The following is an 18,007-nucleotide window of genomic DNA, read 5'->3' on the forward strand; positions in this document are numbered from 1 at the left end:
TTTAGACTCTGAAATTCACTGCATTCAACGCACAGAGCGTATTTACCAGCCGCATCTGCTCGACCGTTTCACACTTCGCCTCGCGCAGACGCGGTGCGCCGAAGACCAGCGCCAGCCCCTTGGCGCGCGAGACAGCCACGTTGATGCGGTTGAGGGAGAAGAGGAAGTCCATCCCGCGCGGCGTTTCCTCGGCTGATGAGGCCGTCATGGAGACTAGGCAGACCGGCGCCTCCTGTCCTTGGAACTTGTCGACCGTGCCGACGCGGATGCCGAGCGGCAGCGCGTCGCGAAGGGCGTTCACCTGCGCGTTGTAGGGGGCGACGACGATGATGTCGGTCTCGCGCATGGGGCGGCGCGTGCCGTTCTTCTCCGTCCACTCGCCTTGCAGCAGGTCAGCGGCCGCGGCCTGGATCGCGGCGACCTCCTCGGTCGAGACCTGCGCATTGCCCTCATGCGCGACCGGCACCCAGAAGGCCCCCGCCTCGGGGAACCGGGTGCTTCTGACGAGTTGGCGTGCCGTATCGGGGTGGCTGGTCAGCCGACGCTCGTAGACCTGCTCTGAGATGAAGCGGCAGACCTCAGGATGCATGCGCCGCGAGACAGGAAGGAAGATGCCGCGGTCCGGCGGGATCGTCGCGTGATCGCCCAGCATCCAGTCGAGGCATGATAGGTTCGCAGGCTCGGGGTGTGCGCCCTGGATCACCTGCGGCAGCTGACGCGGATCGCCGACCAGCACGATGTTGCGTGCAGCGCGCCCCATGGCGACCATATTCGCGAGGCCGACTTGTCCAGCCTCGTCAATGAAAAGCCAGTCCAGCGACTGCTCGAGGTCCGGGCGCGAGAAGAAGAACGCAGTTCCGCCAACGACATTGGCCTCTGTCAGCGCAGGGTCATCGTTGGACGTGGCGCGGGTGATGCCGGCGAAGCCCTCGGGATAACCGTCGTCTTCACCACTCACCTTGTGAGCGAGCTCGGCGTTCTCCAATGTGATGTCCGGGTCGTCGTCTTCCAGCGCAAGAAGACACCCCATCAGCACATTGCGAATGGCCTCGTGGCTGTTCGAGGCCACGCCGACGCGGTGACCTTTCCGTACGAGAGACAGGATCGCCCGCGCCGTGACATAAGTCTTGCCGGTGCCTGGCGGCCCCTGGATCGGTAGCACGGTGCCGTCCATCGCGCCCACTGCCGCGATCGTCCCGGCCACGGGATCGGCTCCCTCCAGCAGGTCGGGTTTCGGGCCGGTTGTTAGGCGCGGGGCTGCGCGGGACAGGAGGTCGTCGATGGCGGTGAACCGACGTGGCCCGCATTGATCCGCGATGACGTCACGCAGTGCCGCGGCGATTACGCCTGTATTGAGCGGCCAGTCCGGGTGCAGCGTGAGGCGCTCGCCCAGCAGGTGCGCTTTCTTTAGTCCCGCCTTGAGAGTGATTTCTCGCCTCGTCCGGTCGAGAGCCGCAATGTCAATGGTGGCAGGCGGTCCGTCGACGACTGGCACGGTCGCCTTCTTGCCGCTCCGCAGCTTCGTCTCCTGGGGCGGGAACCGATAGGTTCGCGCCATGGATCGCTTCTCTGGTTCCGCCGGCCCGAGAGCCTCGAGCCCGGCAAGCGCGTCGAGGTCGTCGATCAACTCATCCTCGTCCTTGGAGGCCGAGTCGAACACGGCCCATTGCGCGGGTTTCGCCTCCCGTTTGTGGAACAGTCCGAGGTTGAAAAGCATCTGCTGGCGCTCGTCGGGCAGTCCGGACGCTGCGAGCATGGCGCGCAACTCTGAGGCGTCGGCATCCTCCGCCTCTTCCTTGTCGCCCGCATCGCCGGCCAGACGCGGCCAGGGGCCTTCCGGCCGGACCCGAACCAGCCAATCCCTGAGTTCCTCGGTGGAGATGCAGTCGATGCGGTTGTACTCCTCGATCTCGTCAAGGATCTGCTGCTCGCCCGTGTCGCGCCAGCGCTCGTAGGCGACCACCGACCCACCTGCCGTCTTCACCGCGCCGTCGCGCTTTCGGTCATAGAAGGCTTCCATCGACTTGATGGAATAGTTCGCCTCCGAGCAGATCAGTCCGCCGCGCACAACGGCGTAGAGGTCGACGAGCCGGCGCTCGCGCAGGAGCCGGTCTAGGAACGCCTCGCCGATCCCGTATTTCGCGGTCAGCCGCCGCAACGCGGTGACCTCGTAAGGCGCATAGTGGTAGATCCGTGCATCCGGGTAAGCGTCGAGCCGCGCGCGAAAGAACGCCAGCAGCTCCGACAGGGCCTGCGCCTCGGCCTTGTGATCATGTGCCCAGAACGCGTGGAAGTCCCCGTCGCACCACACGCCGTGCAGGTATTCGAGGCCACCATCGTAGTGTGGATCGCCCTCGATGTCGTAGAAAATGTCGCCGGGCGTGGGCTCGGGCAGCAGGTCGAAGCCCTTGCCGGGCTCGGCTGTGCGCAGTTCGTAAGCCGGCGCCCCCGTCTTGCGGGCATGTTGCAGGCGGGCCTGCGTGACGAGCTTTGCCCGCGTGGTCTCGGCCATGCCGCGAATGGGGTGGTCGAGGCGAGCCAGCGCCTCCATCGTCGTGATCCCCGCCGCTTCGAGCTTCTTCACCTGTCCGCGGCTGATACCCGCCACATTGAAAAGGCTGTCCTCGGCGGCCCAGACGCTTTCGCAATGGTCGGCCCAGCGGCACAAGGCGCAATCGGCGCAGGGGATGGGGCGCGTGTGCGACGGGTTCGCCACGAAGTTCTCCAGCCGTGCCCGCGCGCCGCGTGCATAGTGCGCGTAATCTGCGAGGCGCAGGGTTGCGCGCTCCCCCGAGCCGAGCTCGACGTGGGCGAATTCAGGCGCCGCGCCCTGAACCTCGGCGAGAAGGTCGGAATAGAGCACGAGCTGGAGGACGTGTTTCGGATGGGGGCGACGCTTCAGCTTGGTGTCGGCGACCTCGTAGCTGAAGGGCCCGAGTGCCGATGGGCGCTCTACGCGCTCCAGGAAGTCGGACCAGCCGCCCCAGTTGCCCGACAGGAACGCGCCCTGAAAGACCACCTCTGAACCTTCGGTCAGCGCCACGCGCGTGGCCTCCGCATCGCGCGCCAGATTGCCGCGCGGGATCTCGACCACGGACCTGCCAGAAACCTTCAAACGCTCCAGATGCGCGGCCTCATGCGCGTCGCCCTGCTTCTGTAGAAGCGCAGCATCCTCGCTGTCCTCGCCCGGCTCCGGCCCTTCGCCGCGCAGGCGCATGAGATCGAGCGTCGTGGCATGGGCGCAGCCCATGAACCGCATCAGGTCGCTCGCCGAGAAGAGGATGTTGCCGCCGATTTCCCGCATGGGCTCCTTCAATCGTCAATGAGCGCAACCCGAACCGCGGAAAACGTCTCCTGATTGCAGCTTCTTAAATCACCCCTGTGGGTGTCAATAACTGTCAGATAAGCAATGGAGATTTGAAAGTCTGAACTTCCATATTGAGCACACCCCCACGCATGTCTCCGCTGGTCTCCCTCGCTTCGGTGCGCCTGTCGGGCCCCACTACTTTTTACTTTCGAACACTTCAGAGAATCGGCTCGACAGGACGCAACGACCTTTCTAGCCTCTGGGGGTGACAAAAGCTGGCAGGCTGCGAGGCGCGCATGTCCTTTTCCAAGGCTCAAGACCTGATCCGGCTCGCACAGTTGGCTGCGGCAAGACGCAGTGGGATCAGCCTCGAGGAGATTGCGCTTGAGTTCGAGGTGTCGCATCGGACGGCGCAGCGGATGACCGACGCGCTGGAGGAAACCTTTGGAAACGTCTTGGTAGAGGATGGCGAGGACCGCAAACGACGCTGGCGCCTGATCGATCCTGGCCTCGACCGCCTCCAACTTCGCCATGAAACAGGTGTGGAAGCCTTGGAGATCGCCGTCCGCGGAGCGGAGGCTGAGGGTCGGCTACGACATGCACGAGCCTTGGCTGATCTGCGTGAGGGGCTGCTGGCTCAGGCGCCCTCCCGCTCCCGTATCGAGACCGACGCAGAGGCGGTCCTGGCCGCCATGGGACAGGTCACGCGCCCTGGCCCGAAAGTCAGCGTCGAGATTGACGTGCTCGATGCCATCATCGAGGCACTGCGCGGCCCGCTTCGCCTGAGTGTGCGCTACAACCAGGACGACGCAAACCGCATCCTGGAACCACATGGCGTCTTGCTGGGCCACCGGACGTACCTGGCGGCACGCGACCCCGCCAAGGCAAATGAGGTACGCAATTTCCGCATCGACCTGATCCGTGCGGCGGAAGTCCTCGACCAGAGCTTCCCGCTTCAGGAGGGTTTCAGCATCGTGGATTACGCTGCACGGTCCTTCGGGGTCTGGCAGGATCCCGAACAATATGGCGAGGTGATCTGGCGCTTCACGCCCGAGGCAGCCGAACGCGCCGCTGGATTTCGCTTTCATCCCCGGCAAGTGCTTGAGCCGCAGGACGACGGCAGCCTCGTCGTGCGTTTCGAGGCGTCGGGCTGGCTGGAGATGACTTGGCACCTCTACCAGTGGGGAAACAAGGTCGAGGTCATTGCCCCGGAGCCGCTCCGCGCGATGGTCGACGGATACCGCCGGTCCGACTTCGGCGCGATGCCATGAACGAGTATTTGAAATGGAGGAATTCGATGACGGACAGCCTGACGTTCAGCGCTTTGAAGGAGAAGCAACGCGCTATCCGTGCGGGCTTTCCCGAGACAATGGGGCTACGCGTGCACCGCTCCATCAGCTGGATCGGCCGAGCAGAGGCGTGCGGCGACGATCACGATGCACGCTTCATCTTCCTCTGGATTGCCTTCAACGCAGCCTATGCGGACGAGCGCGAATTCCAGTGGGTTGCACCCGGGGAAAGGGCTGCGATCGTCGATTACTTTGGCAAGCTGGTGGCGCGGGATGAAGAGCGACGCGTTTACAAGGCGCTATGGCAAAGGTTCTCAGGTCCAGTTCGGATGCTCATGGAGAACCGCTTCGTCTTTAACCCATTCTGGCAGCATCAGAACGGCATAGACGGGTTCGAGGATTGGGAGGAAAGGTTCCGGACCTCCTCGCGCAGCTTTGCACAGGCGTTCCAGGCCGGCGACAGCGTTCGCGTTCTCAGCTTCGTCTTCGACCGGCTCTACGTGCTGCGCAATCAGCTGGTGCATGGCGGATCGACGTGGAACAGCGGCGTGAACCGAGCACAGGTCCGTGACGGCGCCGCGATACTCGGCTTCCTCCTCCCGGTCTTCGTGGACCTGATGATGGACAACCCGAATGAGGATTGGGGGCGTCCCTTCTACCCGGTGGTCGAGTAGCCAGACTGTCCGCAGTTCATACGCTCAATAGTCCAATCAGCGGCGCCTCTAGTTCTTTGTGAGTTCCGCACACCCCGCTGCAATCAGAGCGTCGGCACAGGCGTCCATCTCATCCGGGGAACGGGTCGGATCATCAGACTCGCCCCGCGGCACGAAGAGCACGAGACCGGCCCGGGCCCGGGTAAGCAGCACGCGATAGCCATTCAGCCGAAAACGCTGTTTCTCAGTGTCTCGAGCAATCTGCCATCGAGGCGCACGCATCATCCTGGGCAGCCAACCCTGATCATTCCAGATCAGGTCGCCACCCCAACACAGGCAAGCATAATCCAACTCGAGCCCCTGGCACCCAAACTCGCTCATCGGAGTCTCAAGCGCGCCAGCGCTGCGGAAATCCGTGAAGGGCTTCAAGAACCAGTGGCCGATGGGGTTCAACTCATTCGATCGCGGTGAAGGCGGCACTCCCTCGCCGACGAGGCGGACGGCCCCCGAGCTCGCCAGCAGGCCGACGGTTCGACCGCCTCGTCGCCGTTGACGTAGCCATTGCTTCGCGACGGCGAGGTCACGCGTCATCAGAGCTGGCGGGGCGTCCATTCTGGCGGCCAGGGCCTTCGCCTCCGCAATGTCGCCATCCAGAAGGCGCGCCACCCACTGAGCATGAAGGGGGTTTCGATACGCCCGTATGGCGTTTGACAGGTGCAGAGATGGCTCCCGTCGAACCTCGACACCGCCGAGCCCGCCCTCATTGAACATGCCGGAACCTGGAACGTCCGGCCCGCCGTCAAGCTGTCAATCGGCATTCAAACGGGCCCCCTGATCGGCGTCCAAAAGTGACCCCTTTGGCGCGCGGGTGAGCAGGCCCGTGGCGGCGTAGCTTTCCAGCTGGCGCAGCCGACGCGGGCCTGCGTTTTGGAGGGTGTTCAGGCTCGGGTTTTGATGCGCCAGCTGTCGTTGCCGGTCTCGACGATGTCGCAGTGGTGGGTGAGCCGGTCGAGCAGCGCGGTGGTCATCTTTGCGTCTCCGAAGACGGTCGGCCACTCCCCGAATGCGAGGTTGGTGGTGACGATGACGGAAGTCTGCTCATAGAGCTTGCTGATCAGATGGAACAGCAGCTGGCCGCCGGACTGCGCGAATGGCAGGTATCCGAGTTCATCGAGGATGACGAAGTCGAGCCGCATCAGATGTTCTGCAAGCCGGCCTGCCCGTCCGGCACGGGCCTCGGCCTCCAGCCTGTTCACCAGATCGACGACATTGAAGAACCTGCCCCGGGCACCATTGCGGATGACCGCGCGCGCTATGGCCACAGAGATATGGGTCTTGCCGGTCCCGGTGCCGCCAACCAGCACGACATTGCGCTGTTGGCTGAGGAACTCCCCGCTGGCCAGATCTCGCACCAGGGTCTCGTTGATTGGGGTGTCATCGAAGGTGAACTCCTCGATCTCCCGGGCATAGGGCAGCTTGGCGGTGGTGATCTGGTATTTGACCGACCGCGCTTTCTTCTCGTTGATCTCGGCGGCCAGAAGATCTCCAACGATCTGGCGGGGTTCGTGCTGGCGGCGCACAGCCACCGCCATGAGTTCGTCATAAGCGGCGCGCATCCCGTAGAGCTTCAACTCGCCCATTGCAGCCATGATGTCAGCACGATCCATCAGCAGGCCCTCCGCAGCAGATCATAACGGGCGCAGTCCGCCACAGGCTCATGGGTCAACTGCAAGGCCGGAGAGGTCAGCAGAAGCGGTGGTGGTTCCGGATCTCGCCTGCGGGATAGAATATTGAGGATTACATCGGCAGAATGGACGCCTTGCGAGAGAGCTTCGGCACATGCCTTTTGAACCACAGGCATCCCTTCCGTCAGCACAGCGCCGAGGACCTTCACCATCTGGCGGTCGCCATCTGAGGAGCCCTGCAGCTTGCGGCGGATCTGTTCAAGAGCTCCGGGAAGAACCCAGTCCTTGAACGGTGCGCCGTTACGCAGCGCCCCGGGTTTGCGAAGCAGAACAGGCACATAATGCCAGGGATTGTAAACCGTTCGGTCCCGGCCGAAGTGACGCGGGTGGTCTCCGACCAGTCGGCCCTCCTGCCGGATCTCGATCCGCTCAGCATAGGCCCTGATCTCGACCTGCCGCCCGACAGCCGTTGCCGCGACGGAGTATTTGTTGTTGTCGAAGCGCACGAGACAGGTCTTTGACACCGCCGCAGGCAGTGAATGGAATCCGTCGAAGCGCCCGGCATAGGGGACAAGGTGCGGGCGCTCTTCCTGGAAGACCTGCCAGACGGTTTTGTCCGTCAGCTCCGGATGCTTGCTGGTTCTGGCCGAGGCGATGCACTTGTCCAGCAGCCAGGCATTCAGTTCCTCGTAGCTCTTGACCCTGACGCGGGGCGCGAAAAACCGCTGACGGACAGTGCCGACCTGGCTCTCCACCTGGCCTTTCTCCCAACCCGCAGCAGGGGTGCAGGCAACGGGTTCGACCAGATAATGGCTGGCCATCTGCAGGAACCGACGATTGTAGAGGCGTTCCTTGCCGGTGAAGATGGTCTCCACCGCCGTCTTCATGTTGTCGTAGATCCCGCGGGTGCAGGTGCCCTTGAAGAAGGCGAAAGCCCTGTCGTGGGCATCGAACACCATCTCCTGCGTCTCGCGCGGATAGGCCCGCACAAAGAACATCCGGCTGTGGCACAGGCGAACATGGGCCACTTTGATGGTGGTGGTCGCCCCATCGATCACCACAACCTCGTGGCTCCAGTCGAACTGATAGGCTTCACCGGGCGCAAAGCTCAGGGGCACGAAGGCGGCAGAAGCGCCTGAACTCTGAGTGCGTGCCCAGTTCGAGGCGTAGCGGCGCACCGCGTCATACCCACCTTCATAACCGAGACCGCTCAGTTCTTCGTAGATCTGTATCAGAGACTGACGTTCCCGGCTGGACCGCGCGGCGTTGACCTCCAGCAGCCGGTTGAGTTCCCCCAGCCAGGCACCCAGCTTCGGGCGCGGCTGCACCGTCCGGGTATAGGTGAACTCGGTAATCCCGGTGCGGATCACCTTCCGCACCACCTTCTTCGACAGCTTCAGGTCACGGCAGATCGTCTTGATCCCCTTGCCCTCGGTGAAATGTAGCCGCCTGATTTTTGCGATTGTCTCCACGATCAGCATCCCGTGCTCGGCCTCCGATAATCATCGAAGGCACAATGGACCCAACCCCCGGTCGGTGGGGTCCATTTTGGACGCCGATCACCCCAGAAGCGGGGTCCTTATTGCAAGCCGTTCAACAGGCTGGAGATCCAGCCGAATGATCACCTTCGGCTTGAGCGAATTTCTTATTAATTCATTGATTGCTTGGCGCCCATCAGCCGACTTGTCCGTCAAGATGTATGCTGTTGCAATTACGTCATCGAGAGCGTCGTGAGCGCCGTACCAGTAGCCCATGGAATGGGCAAGCAACTCCAACTTTTCCGGTTTCCCACGCGCATTCCAGTCAACATCTCGCATTGAGCAAGCCCACGGCAGCGTGTTGAGGCCCGCCCCCCAGAACTCTCGTTCCACGAGAGGACGATCGAAACTGGCATTGTGGGCGATAACGACGTCTACTTTTTGTCTGTCAATAAAATCCTTGATATCTGCAGGATTGATGCTCTTTCCTTTAATGTCCCCACCGTTCAGGCCGTGGACGTTTGTTGCTCTTGGCTCAATCGGGACACCTGGATCATGGAGCGCCGAGTCAAATTCGCCGAGTGATTTTATTCCATCGTCGTGGAAGAAGAACTCGATCAAGGCAAGTTGGATAACGCTCTCATCTTTTGACGTGCGGCCAGTAGTTTCCACGTCGAGAATAATTCCACGCCTAACTGAGCCATCTTTTGGCGTAGAACGGTAATCATTGAAGTGTTCCACACTGACCTTCTCAAGGACGCGAAAGTTTTCCAGCCAAGTGTCGGCAGAATCTGTAGCCGTTTGGCTGAGGAATCGCTTCAAAACGTCTTGGTTCTGCTCCATGCCCGCCTATTTCCTATTTTGCCGTCGCGACCATAGGCAGCTGAGCCGTTCGTGCAAGCGATTGTAGAGTGAAGACCCTGCACTTCGACACAAACTCGCCGAGCAGTCTGCAGATGACCGAAATCAATACCTCTCGTCCACCCAGTTAGCCACGATCAGCCCCGGCACGCTGTCATGCGCACGCCCGGCGTCCCGACCGAGATCCAGCCGCTTAGGCAGCTTCACCTGCGGCACCAGCAGGAAGATCGGCGCGGTGACCTGGTTGCGGCCGGTCTTCGAGCGCGATGCCACCGCCTGGCCACGGGTGTTGAGGCGGGCCCGGTCGGCGACGAGCAGGCTCGGGCCGCGCCGGCGATAGACGAAGCGCAGGCGTAGGCCACGGCGGCGCTCCCATTCGCCGGGGGTGAGCTTGGAACCTCGAAGGCCACGGCCGGCGGCTTCGGTCGGGATCGCCAGCCAGAACCCAGCCTTCGAGCGGATCAGAGGGCCGGTGTCGTGGGCGCCGACGATGACCGGGGCTTTCGACCAGATGAGCGCCGCGGCGTTCAGGCTCTCTCCGGCCTTCGGATAGGCCTGGCTCCGGATGGAGTTGGCGAGCCGCGGTCCGAGCCCCGCGCCGGTGATCTGGCTGCGCCAGGCAGTCTTGAGGCCGTTGCCGGCCTCGCGCATGGCGGCGGTCACCGCCTTCTCGCCGGCCTTCACCTCCGCGGCCATGGCGGCGACGAGATCGGGCGTGATGTCGAGTTTCAGCTTCATGCTGGGCGCAGATCCACGGTCCAGACGAGCCGTTCGCGGTCGCGGACGGGCTCACCCTGAATAAGGAAGGCCTCGCCGTCGATCTCGATCCGATCGCCGGGACGCGGGTTGGCGACCTCGGCGAGGCGCAGATCCAGCCGGGTGGTTTCCGACCAGATGCGTGCCTCGCCGAAGCTGCTGATGTCGTCCGGCCGGCGCAGGATGGCGCGGACCAGGGCGGGCGCGCCGCCCCCGGCGGTGTAGACCACATCCCGCGCCAGATGCGCGTCCGCGAAGAGCGCGTCGAGGGCGGCTTTGAGGCCGGTCATCAGGTCCGCCGCGCCGAGCGCAGCACCTGCGGCCGCGTGCAGATCGGCAGCGGATTGGACTCGATCTCGAGCCGTACCCACTCGTCGCGATCCCGGTCGGGGATCGTGCGGGCGTAGAGCGGCTGGCCGAGGGTGTTGACGGTCTCGAAGGTGTCGGCGGGGGCGTAGTAGATCTCGAAGAGCCCCTCGATGCCCTCGGGGTAGAAGAACGCCTTGTCGGTGGGCACGGTGAAACCGACGCCGCCCCGGTAGCGGCGGAAGGTGATACCGCCGAAGCTGACCTCGTCGGCGACGCGGCCCCGCAGGTCGGCCGCGGCAGCAGTGTTGAGGTAGGTCTCGCGCACCTCCTTGTGGGCCACGAGATCGGCGAAGAAGGCCGAGCCGCATTCGGCGCGGACCTGCACGGCGCCGGCCGAGAGCCCGCCCATCGAGTCCTCGACGCTCTCGATCAGCGCCTGGCAGCGCTTGCGGAGCGCCCCGGAGGCCGGGCTCGCATTGTCGAGGTCGAAGTCGATCTCGGCCGCCGGCGAGATGCCGAACTCGGTGAAGTAGTTCACCACCGTCGCGTGTTCCTTCGGGTCCTTCACCAGCCCCTGGATGCCGTTCAGGAGGTGGTATTCGAAGGTGGTCTCGGCATCCTGGCGGAGTTTCCTGAGCCGATAAGCCACCTCGGTCTGCACCTGCTGCGTGGCGCTTTCGGAGCCGAAGTCGCGGACGGACTGGATCTCGGAGGCCCAGAGCACGTCCTGCTTCTTGAACTGGCGGCAGACGAAGGCGCGCATCTCGCGCCGGTCCGGGACCTGCTGCTCGTAGGCCGACCCGCGCTCAGAGAACGGGATCAGCGAGAGTGTGCCGTCCCGGCTTTCGATCACGACGGTGCGGGAGCGCACGCCGCGCGGGCTGAAAAGGTTCGAACCAGAGAGCAGCGCGGGCTTGTAGGGGATGTTCTCGAGCGCGCGGGTGAGCTCGACGATGGTGAAGGCATCGCCTTCGAAGATGTCCATGGTGGCCATGAAGATGCCTCCTGTCGGGATTGGGTCAGCGGACGAGGATGCCCGCGGCGAGGAGCGCCGTATGGGCGGCCGCGATCTCGGCCTCGCTGGGCGTACCCGCGAAGACGAGGTCGTGGCGGTTGACGATGGCGGGACCGCGAATGAGCGCGACGGCCGGTGCGTCGCCACCGGACGCATCCGCCTTGCCCCAGAGCACGGCGACGGCGGTCTCGGTGCCGTCGACGGCCGCCGGGTCGTGTGCGGCGTACTTGCCCGACGCAGTGATCTTGCCGAGCACGGTGCCGGGCTCGAGCGTGCCCGCGGCGACGGTGATCGTTTCGCGGGTGTAGTCGCGGAAGGCTTCCCAGACGAGGAAGCCGCCGGGGTGTTTCCCTTCGACCAGCGTGGTCATGGTGTCATCCTTTCAGCTTGAAGGTGCGGGCGACGATCTCGCCCCAGGGGCGCGCGGCCGAGGACCGGCCGGGCTGCGGGTGATGGGGCGCGATCTCGGGCTCGGCCTCGGCCTTGGCGGCGAGGAGCGCCGCGCGCACCTCGTCGAGGCTGGCGTTTTGTTCGAGGAAGCGGCCCGCCATCTGCGGGTGGCCCGCGAGGCGGCACAGGTCGACGACGGCGCGAGCGTGGCCAATGGCCTGCGCGCGGATTGCGGCGGGATCGGGCGGTGCGCCGCTCGGCGGCAGGGTTTCGGCGGGCGGCTGCGGAGCTTCGGAGGCGGCGGCCTGCTCGTCCTCGGCGTCCTCGACCTGGTCAGCGTCGTCGGTGGCCTCCGTGTTTGTGCCGTCGCTCTCGTCGTCGGGCTCCGGTTCGGCCTCGATGGCTTCGACCAACACCGGCGGCGCATTGCGGAAACGACCGATGTCGAAGGCTGCTGCGATCCGGACAGGTTCGATCAGCCGGTCGGCGAAGCCCTGCGCCACCGCATCCGCGGCGCCGAACCAGGTCTCTGCCGCCATGAGCGCGGAGACCTCCTCCGCCGACCGACCGGATTTCGCGGCGTAGCCCGAGACGAGGCTGCCCTTCACCTTGTCCAGCGCCTCGGCCATGGCGCGCATGTCTTCGGCCGTGCCCATCACGAGGCCGGCGGGATCGTGGATCATCAGGAAGGCGTTCTCGGGCATGACGATCTCGTCGCCCGCCATGGCGATGTAGGAGGCAGCCGAGGCGGCAATGCCGTCGATCCAGACGGTGATGGTGCCCTCGTGGCGCTTCAGCGCGTTGTGGATCGCGACGGCGTCGAAGACCGAGCCGCCGGGGCTGTTCAGCCGCAGATCGACGGGCGTGCCCTCGGGCAGTGCGCCCAGTTCGGCGAGGAAGCCCTTAGCCGAGACCCCGTAGGCGCCGATCTCGTCATAGATCGCCACTTCCGCACCCGTCCCCCGGGCACGGATCGCATACCAGCTTGCCATGTCGTCACTCCTGTTCGGTGGCCGGATCGGTCGCGACGGCGCCGCCATCCGTGTCGTTGCCGGCGCCGTCGCCTGGCTCCGCCCGGGTCGCCGGTGTCGCGCGGGCGCCCTGCGTCTCGCCGGGGCTCGTGCGGTAGCGCAGGCCGAGACCCGTCGCGCGCACGGCGTCGGCCGCGTTCTCGCGATCGACTTCCTCGATGTCGTAGCCGGTGGCCTCGACCACCTTGCGCCGCGAGGTGATGCCCGCCTCCATCGCCAGCACCTGCGCCTGGATGTCCTTCAGCGGATCGACCCAGTCCCAGCGCGGCGGAATCCACTGCACCGGCCGCGCCGTCGCGGGATCGGCATCGAGCGCGCCCGACTGTTGAACGGCTTGCAATAAGGACCCCGCTTCTGGGGTGATCGGCGTCCAAAATGGACCCCACCGACCGGGGGTTGGGTCCATTGTGCCTTCGATGATTATCGGAGGCCGAGCACGGGATGCTGATCGTGGAGACAATCGCAAAAATCAGGCGGCTACATTTCACCGAGGGCAAGGGGATCAAGACGATCTGCCGTGACCTGAAGCTGTCGAAGAAGGTGGTGCGGAAGGTGATCCGCACCGGGATTACCGAGTTCACCTATACCCGGACGGTGCAGCCGCGCCCGAAGCTGGGTGCCTGGCTGGGGGAACTCAACCGGCTGCTGGAGGTCAACGCCGCGCGGTCCAGCCGGGAACGTCAGTCTCTGATACAGATCTACGAAGAACTGAGCGGTCTCGGTTATGAAGGTGGGTATGACGCGGTGCGCCGCTACGCCTCGAACTGGGCACGCACTCAGAGTTCAGGCGCTTCTGCCGCCTTCGTGCCCCTGAGCTTTGCGCCCGGTGAAGCCTATCAGTTCGACTGGAGCCACGAGGTTGTGGTGATCGATGGGGCGACCACCACCATCAAAGTGGCCCATGTTCGCCTGTGCCACAGCCGGATGTTCTTTGTGCGGGCCTATCCGCGCGAGACGCAGGAGATGGTGTTCGATGCCCACGACAGGGCTTTCGCCTTCTTCAAGGGCACCTGCACCCGCGGGATCTACGACAACATGAAGACGGCGGTGGAGACCATCTTCACCGGCAAGGAACGCCTCTACAATCGTCGGTTCCTGCAGATGGCCAGCCATTATCTGGTCGAACCCGTTGCCTGCACCCCTGCTGCGGGTTGGGAGAAAGGCCAGGTGGAGAGCCAGGTCGGCACTGTCCGTCAGCGGTTTTTCGCGCCCCGCGTCAGGGTCAAGAGCTACGAGGAACTGAATGCCTGGCTGCTGGACAAGTGCATCGCCTCGGCCAGAACCAGCAAGCATCCGGAGCTGACGGACAAAACCGTCTGGCAGGTCTTCCAGGAAGAGCGCCCGCACCTTGTCCCCTATGCCGGGCGCTTCGACGGATTCCATTCACTGCCTGCGGCGGTGTCAAAGACCTGTCTCGTGCGCTTCGACAACAACAAATACTCCGTCGCGGCAACGGCTGTCGGGCGGCAGGTCGAGATCAGGGCCTATGCTGAGCGGATCGAGATCCGGCAGGAGGGCCGACTGGTCGGAGACCACCCGCGTCACTTCGGCCGGGACCGAACGGTTTACAATCCCTGGCATTATGTGCCTGTTCTGCTTCGCAAACCCGGGGCGCTGCGTAACGGCGCACCGTTCAAGGACTGGGTTCTTCCCGGAGCTCTTGAACAGATCCGCCGCAAGCTGCAGGGCTCCTCAGATGGCGACCGCCAGATGGTGAAGGTCCTCGGCGCTGTGCTGACGGAAGGGATGCCTGTGGTTCAAAAGGCATGTGCCGAAGCTCTCTCGCAAGGCGTCCATTCTGCCGATGTAATCCTCAATATTCTATCCCGCAGGCGAGATCCGGAACCACCACCGCTTCTGCTGACCTCTCCGGCCTTGCAGTTGACCCATGAGCCTGTGGCGGACTGCGCCCGTTATGATCTGCTGCGGAGGGCCTGCTGATGGATCGTGCTGACATCATGGCTGCAATGGGCGAGTTGAAGCTCTACGGGATGCGCGCCGCTTATGACGAACTCATGGCGGTGGCTGTGCGCCGCCAGCACGAACCCCGCCAGATCGTTGGAGATCTTCTGGCCGCCGAGATCAACGAGAAGAAAGCGCGGTCGGTCAAATACCAGATCACCACCGCCAAGCTGCCCTATGCCCGGGAGATCGAGGAGTTCACCTTCGATGACACCCCAATCAACGAGACCCTGGTGCGAGATCTGGCCAGCGGGGAGTTCCTCAGCCAACAGCGCAATGTCGTGCTGGTTGGCGGCACCGGGACCGGCAAGACCCATATCTCTGTGGCCATAGCGCGCGCGGTCATCCGCAATGGTGCCCGGGGCAGGTTCTTCAATGTCGTCGATCTGGTGAACAGGCTGGAGGCCGAGGCCCGTGCCGGACGGGCAGGCCGGCTTGCAGAACATCTGATGCGGCTCGACTTCGTCATCCTCGATGAACTCGGATACCTGCCATTCGCGCAGTCCGGCGGCCAGCTGCTGTTCCATCTGATCAGCAAGCTCTATGAGCAGACTTCCGTCATCGTCACCACCAACCTCGCATTCGGGGAGTGGCCGACCGTCTTCGGAGACGCAAAGATGACCACCGCGCTGCTCGACCGGCTCACCCACCACTGCGACATCGTCGAGACCGGCAACGACAGCTGGCGCATCAAAACCCGAGCCTGAACACCCTCCAAAACGCAGGCCCGCGTCGGCTGCGCCAGCTGGAAAGCTACGCCGCCACGGGCCTGCTCACCCGCGCGCCAAAGGGGTCACTTTTGGACGCCGATCAGGGGGCCCGTTTGAATGCCGATTGACACATGTGGATGGGCGGCGTCCCGCCCTACGGCTACCGAGTCGAGAACCGGAAGCTGGTCATCGACGACGAGCACGCCGAGCACGTTCGCTGGATCTTCGCCCGCTTCCTCGAGATCGGCTCGGGGACCGAACTGGCGCGGGAGGTGGCGAAACGCGGCATCCGCACGCCGCGCGGCAACCGGATCGACAAGAAGTACCTGTACCGGATGCTCAGCAACCGCGCCTACATCGGCGAGGCGGTGCACAAGGGAGAGAGCTATCCCGGCGAGCACGAAGCCATCATCGACCGCGCGACGTGGGACCGCGTCCATGCCATCCTGCAGGAGAGCCCGCGCAAGCGCGCCGCACGCACCCGGGCCGACACGCCTGCGCTGCTGAAGGGGCTTCTGTTCGGGCCCGATGGCGCTGCGTTCTCACCGACGCATACGCGCAAGGACGGTCGGCTCTACCGCTACTATGTCAGCCAGACGGTCCTGAAGCATGGTGCCGGGTCCTGCCCGGTGGGCCGCGTGCCCGCGGGCGAGATCGAAGCGGCCGTCATCGACCAGCTGCGCGCCGTGTTCCGTCAACCCGAGATCGTAGCGGGAACGTGGAAGGCCGCCCGCGCCGACGTCGCTGACATCACCGAAGCCGACGCCCGTGCGGCGCTGCAGCAGCTCGACCCGCTGTGGGACGAGCTGTTCCCCGCCGAGCAGGCGCGCATCGTCACGCTGCTGGTTGAACGAGTCGACGTCGGTTCGGACGGGCTGAACGTTCGGCTCCGCGTCGATGGCCTTAGCGGCCTCGCGCGCGAGATGCTGGCCGGCGGCATCGAGGCCGCAGCATGACCCGCAGCACGCCGATCCCCGACACCGTGACACTCCACGTCCCGTTCCGGGTCGTGAAGCGCGGCGGGCGTAAGGAGATGCAGATGCCGGACGGTGCCATGCAGCCGCGCCGGACAGACAACACGCTGGTCAAGGCGCTGGCCCGCGCGTTTCGCTGGAAGCGCATGCTCGAATCCGGGGAGTTCGCCACCATCGCCGAATTGGCCGAGCGCGAGGGGATCGCGCCCTCCTACATGACCCGTATCCTGCGCCTCACCCTGCTCGCGCCGGACATCGTGGAGGCGATCCCGGATGGGAAGCAGGGGCCAGAGGTGACGCTGGTGAGGGTGCTGGAGCCTTTCCCAGTTGAGTGGGAGAAACAACGATTTTCGAAGAAAAAAACAACGTGAACGGCCCTCAGTTGCCGTTAGTCGTTTCGCGATTAGCTACGGTGCAGCTTCACTGAAGCTGACATCCAGGGCCGCGCGCAGGGCAGCCATTCAAGCCAATGCCAACCAACCCTTCGGGGGTCAGTTTTGTTCAAAAGTAAACAGTCCCTAAGAGTGCAGTCTCAGGATCGCTTCCACGACGCGTCGGACACCTACGATGGGATTTTTCGAGCTGATCGTAGCGGGAAGCTCCATGCGGAAAGTGACCGACTGGGCATCCACATGCTGATGGGTGATGACGTCATCGAGCCTCAGGACCTCGACTCCTGGGTCTGCCATGTCGTACCCACGAACGAAGGTCACGCTAAATTTAGTCGTAAACGGTGCTTCGTTGACCATCGTGGCATGCTCGTATCCGATGCCGGACTCCGTGCCGTAAACAGACACGCGCTTGAGGAATTCGTCGACCAAGCCGCTAGCCCCGGTGGCGTTGAGACGCTCAAGGATGCTCTCTACCAAGGAAGGGATCGATAAAGCGGGCGCATTGAGATCATCTTGGCACACACCGATGCTTACGAGGAGCAGGCGCGCTTCCCCTGCGGTGTCATCACTGGCTGGGGTAGGCTCGATTTGGTGGATGCCATGGATGGCATGACTTGAGGTGGTGCGAGTAGTGGTTTTTATCTCTACGCCCGTACCTTTCCATGTGAAGTCCCTTGCCGAGCGGCGCCAGCCATCCCAGGCCTGAACGATTGGTCCGACTTGAGGATCGGTCGCGCGCCGGCAAAGTGCGTCGAGTAGGAGCAATTCCCCGACGAGGCCGAGGATAGCGTTTTCAGAGATCTCCATGCGTTTAATCGCGAGTTCGATCAGCGGCTCGGTGACGGCAAAGGCACGCTCCAAATTAGCATCGGCTTTTTCACGCAGCAGTTCAGCGGCAATGAATGCACCAACCTGGTCGAAATGCCCCAGCGCGGGCAAACAAATGCGGTTGGCATTCAGCGGAGGCAGGGTGTCACGGTGCCAGGAGTGATAGTGCATCGCAGTCTTCACTGTACCAGTCCGGGGCCTTAACTCGTCGCCTGCAAGGAACAATTCCAGGTGACCACGACTATTCCGAGCGATCCCGACCACCTTGGCATCAGTCAACCATGTAATTTGACGGTCATCTCCGGTTGTGCCCGTTGGAACGAGGTTGATCTGGTTTAGAACTGCTTCGTAGCTGGTCATGGTAGTA

Annotated in this window: 17 protein-coding genes and 1 pseudogene; 6 read left to right on the top strand and 12 right to left on the bottom strand. The window is 63.8% G+C overall.

The window, feature by feature from the left end; translation table 11 throughout:
* Position 1 precedes the first annotated feature (1 nt).
* A complete protein-coding gene (locus tag JCM7685_RS07030) occupies positions 2–3,304 on the bottom strand; it encodes a TM0106 family RecB-like putative nuclease (RefSeq protein WP_074971033.1) in 3,303 nt (1,100 codons plus the stop codon).
* A 299-nt stretch (positions 3,305–3,603) separates the two neighbouring features.
* On the opposite strand from JCM7685_RS07030, the gene JCM7685_RS07035 reads away from it, so the two are divergent.
* Positions 3,604–4,578 carry a helix-turn-helix transcriptional regulator gene (locus JCM7685_RS07035; RefSeq protein WP_074971031.1) on the top strand — a complete coding sequence of 325 codons (975 nt, stop codon included), beginning with the start codon at positions 3,604–3,606 and terminating at the stop codon, positions 4,576–4,578.
* A 26-nt stretch (positions 4,579–4,604) separates the two neighbouring features.
* Complete coding sequence (locus JCM7685_RS07040; protein ID WP_074971029.1) at positions 4,605–5,270, top strand: HEPN domain-containing protein; 666 nt, start codon at positions 4,605–4,607, stop codon at positions 5,268–5,270.
* A 48-nt stretch (positions 5,271–5,318) separates the two neighbouring features.
* Here JCM7685_RS07040 and JCM7685_RS07045 read toward each other — a convergent pair whose 3' ends face one another.
* The 10 genes from JCM7685_RS07045 to JCM7685_RS07090 all read right to left on the bottom strand — a co-directional run bounded on the left by JCM7685_RS07045 (position 5,319) and on the right by JCM7685_RS07090 (position 13,114).
* Entirely contained in the window at positions 5,319–6,020 is a 702-nt protein-coding gene (locus JCM7685_RS07045) for a DNA/RNA helicase domain-containing protein (protein ID WP_074971027.1), read from the bottom strand.
* A 167-nt stretch (positions 6,021–6,187) separates the two neighbouring features.
* Positions 6,188–6,916: an IS21-like element helper ATPase IstB gene (gene istB, locus JCM7685_RS07050; RefSeq protein ID WP_028030902.1), complete on the bottom strand. Its 729-nt coding sequence runs from the start codon at positions 6,914–6,916 to the stop codon at positions 6,188–6,190.
* Positions 6,916–8,415, bottom strand: coding sequence for an IS21 family transposase (istA, locus tag JCM7685_RS07055; RefSeq protein ID WP_090271472.1), 1,500 nt, complete (start codon positions 8,413–8,415; stop codon positions 6,916–6,918). Before istA (JCM7685_RS07055) ends, istB (JCM7685_RS07050) begins: the two co-directional genes overlap by 1 nt.
* 78 nt (positions 8,416–8,493) lie before the next feature.
* Positions 8,494–9,255 carry an exonuclease domain-containing protein gene (locus JCM7685_RS07060; RefSeq protein WP_074971229.1) on the bottom strand — a complete coding sequence of 254 codons (762 nt, stop codon included), beginning with the start codon at positions 9,253–9,255 and terminating at the stop codon, positions 8,494–8,496.
* A 123-nt stretch (positions 9,256–9,378) separates the two neighbouring features.
* The gene (locus JCM7685_RS07065; protein ID WP_074971231.1) at positions 9,379–10,011 is read right to left on the bottom strand and encodes a DUF6441 family protein; all 633 of its coding nucleotides are present in this window, start codon (positions 10,009–10,011) and stop codon (positions 9,379–9,381) included.
* Positions 10,008–10,319, bottom strand: a complete 312-nt coding sequence (locus tag JCM7685_RS07070; RefSeq protein ID WP_074971233.1) for a head-tail joining protein — start codon at positions 10,317–10,319, stop codon at positions 10,008–10,010. Before JCM7685_RS07070 ends, JCM7685_RS07065 begins: the two co-directional genes overlap by 4 nt.
* Positions 10,319–11,332 (bottom strand): major capsid protein, encoded by a 1,014-nt coding sequence (locus tag JCM7685_RS07075; protein WP_074971235.1) that lies wholly within the window; start codon positions 11,330–11,332, stop codon positions 10,319–10,321. Before JCM7685_RS07075 ends, JCM7685_RS07070 begins: the two co-directional genes overlap by 1 nt.
* Before the next feature lie 25 nt (positions 11,333–11,357).
* The gene (locus tag JCM7685_RS07080) at positions 11,358–11,723 is read right to left on the bottom strand and encodes a head decoration protein (RefSeq protein WP_074971237.1); all 366 of its coding nucleotides are present in this window, start codon (positions 11,721–11,723) and stop codon (positions 11,358–11,360) included.
* A gap of 4 nt (positions 11,724–11,727) precedes the next feature.
* Entirely contained in the window at positions 11,728–12,735 is a 1,008-nt protein-coding gene (locus JCM7685_RS07085) for a head maturation protease, ClpP-related (RefSeq protein ID WP_074971239.1), read from the bottom strand.
* Between the two features lie 4 nt (positions 12,736–12,739).
* Positions 12,740–13,114: a hypothetical protein gene (locus JCM7685_RS07090; protein WP_197701068.1), complete on the bottom strand. Its 375-nt coding sequence runs from the start codon at positions 13,112–13,114 to the stop codon at positions 12,740–12,742.
* Between the two features lie 101 nt (positions 13,115–13,215).
* On the opposite strand from JCM7685_RS07090, the gene istA (JCM7685_RS07095) reads away from it, so the two are divergent.
* From istA (JCM7685_RS07095) to JCM7685_RS07110, 4 genes and pseudogenes are all read left to right on the top strand, one after another.
* Complete coding sequence (gene istA, locus JCM7685_RS07095) at positions 13,216–14,715, top strand: IS21 family transposase (RefSeq protein ID WP_090271472.1); 1,500 nt, start codon at positions 13,216–13,218, stop codon at positions 14,713–14,715.
* A complete protein-coding gene (gene istB, locus JCM7685_RS07100) occupies positions 14,715–15,443 on the top strand; it encodes an IS21-like element helper ATPase IstB (protein ID WP_028030902.1) in 729 nt (242 codons plus the stop codon). Before istA (JCM7685_RS07095) ends, istB (JCM7685_RS07100) begins: the two co-directional genes overlap by 1 nt.
* A 134-nt stretch (positions 15,444–15,577) precedes the next feature.
* A pseudogene (locus JCM7685_RS07105) lies at positions 15,578–16,402 on the top strand (recombinase family protein); the annotation flags it as partial.
* Complete coding sequence (locus JCM7685_RS07110; protein ID WP_074970608.1) at positions 16,399–16,791, top strand: hypothetical protein; 393 nt, start codon at positions 16,399–16,401, stop codon at positions 16,789–16,791. The pseudogene JCM7685_RS07105 and the gene JCM7685_RS07110, both read left to right, overlap by 4 nt.
* 147 nt (positions 16,792–16,938) lie before the next feature.
* Here JCM7685_RS07110 and JCM7685_RS07115 read toward each other — a convergent pair whose 3' ends face one another.
* Complete coding sequence (locus JCM7685_RS07115) at positions 16,939–18,000, bottom strand: PD-(D/E)XK motif protein (RefSeq protein ID WP_083412946.1); 1,062 nt, start codon at positions 17,998–18,000, stop codon at positions 16,939–16,941.
* Positions 18,001–18,007 lie beyond the last annotated feature (7 nt).

It is taken from the genome of Paracoccus aminovorans (assembly GCF_900005615.1).
Taxonomy (GTDB): Bacteria; Pseudomonadota; Alphaproteobacteria; order Rhodobacterales; family Rhodobacteraceae; genus Paracoccus; species Paracoccus aminovorans.

Coding starts and splice junctions, on each gene's coding strand:
- JCM7685_RS07030 (WP_074971033.1), bottom strand. CDS start 3,304: ATGCGGGAAATCGGCGGCAACATCCTCTTCTCGGCGAGCGACCTGATG.
- JCM7685_RS07035 (WP_074971031.1), top strand. CDS start 3,604: ATGTCCTTTTCCAAGGCTCAAGACCTGATCCGGCTCGCACAGTTGGCT.
- JCM7685_RS07040 (WP_074971029.1), top strand. CDS start 4,605: ATGACGGACAGCCTGACGTTCAGCGCTTTGAAGGAGAAGCAACGCGCT.
- JCM7685_RS07045 (WP_074971027.1), bottom strand. CDS start 6,020: ATGTTCAATGAGGGCGGGCTCGGCGGTGTCGAGGTTCGACGGGAGCCA.
- istB (WP_028030902.1), bottom strand. CDS start 6,916: ATGGATCGTGCTGACATCATGGCTGCAATGGGCGAGTTGAAGCTCTAC.
- istA (WP_090271472.1), bottom strand. CDS start 8,415: ATGCTGATCGTGGAGACAATCGCAAAAATCAGGCGGCTACATTTCACC.
- JCM7685_RS07060 (WP_074971229.1), bottom strand. CDS start 9,255: ATGGAGCAGAACCAAGACGTTTTGAAGCGATTCCTCAGCCAAACGGCT.
- JCM7685_RS07065 (WP_074971231.1), bottom strand. CDS start 10,011: ATGAAGCTGAAACTCGACATCACGCCCGATCTCGTCGCCGCCATGGCC.
- JCM7685_RS07070 (WP_074971233.1), bottom strand. CDS start 10,319: ATGACCGGCCTCAAAGCCGCCCTCGACGCGCTCTTCGCGGACGCGCAT.
- JCM7685_RS07075 (WP_074971235.1), bottom strand. CDS start 11,332: ATGGCCACCATGGACATCTTCGAAGGCGATGCCTTCACCATCGTCGAG.
- JCM7685_RS07080 (WP_074971237.1), bottom strand. CDS start 11,723: ATGACCACGCTGGTCGAAGGGAAACACCCCGGCGGCTTCCTCGTCTGG.
- JCM7685_RS07085 (WP_074971239.1), bottom strand. CDS start 12,735: ATGGCAAGCTGGTATGCGATCCGTGCCCGGGGGACGGGTGCGGAAGTG.
- istA (WP_090271472.1), top strand. CDS start 13,216: ATGCTGATCGTGGAGACAATCGCAAAAATCAGGCGGCTACATTTCACC.
- istB (WP_028030902.1), top strand. CDS start 14,715: ATGGATCGTGCTGACATCATGGCTGCAATGGGCGAGTTGAAGCTCTAC.
- JCM7685_RS07110 (WP_074970608.1), top strand. CDS start 16,399: ATGACCCGCAGCACGCCGATCCCCGACACCGTGACACTCCACGTCCCG.
- JCM7685_RS07115 (WP_083412946.1), bottom strand. CDS start 18,000: ATGACCAGCTACGAAGCAGTTCTAAACCAGATCAACCTCGTTCCAACG.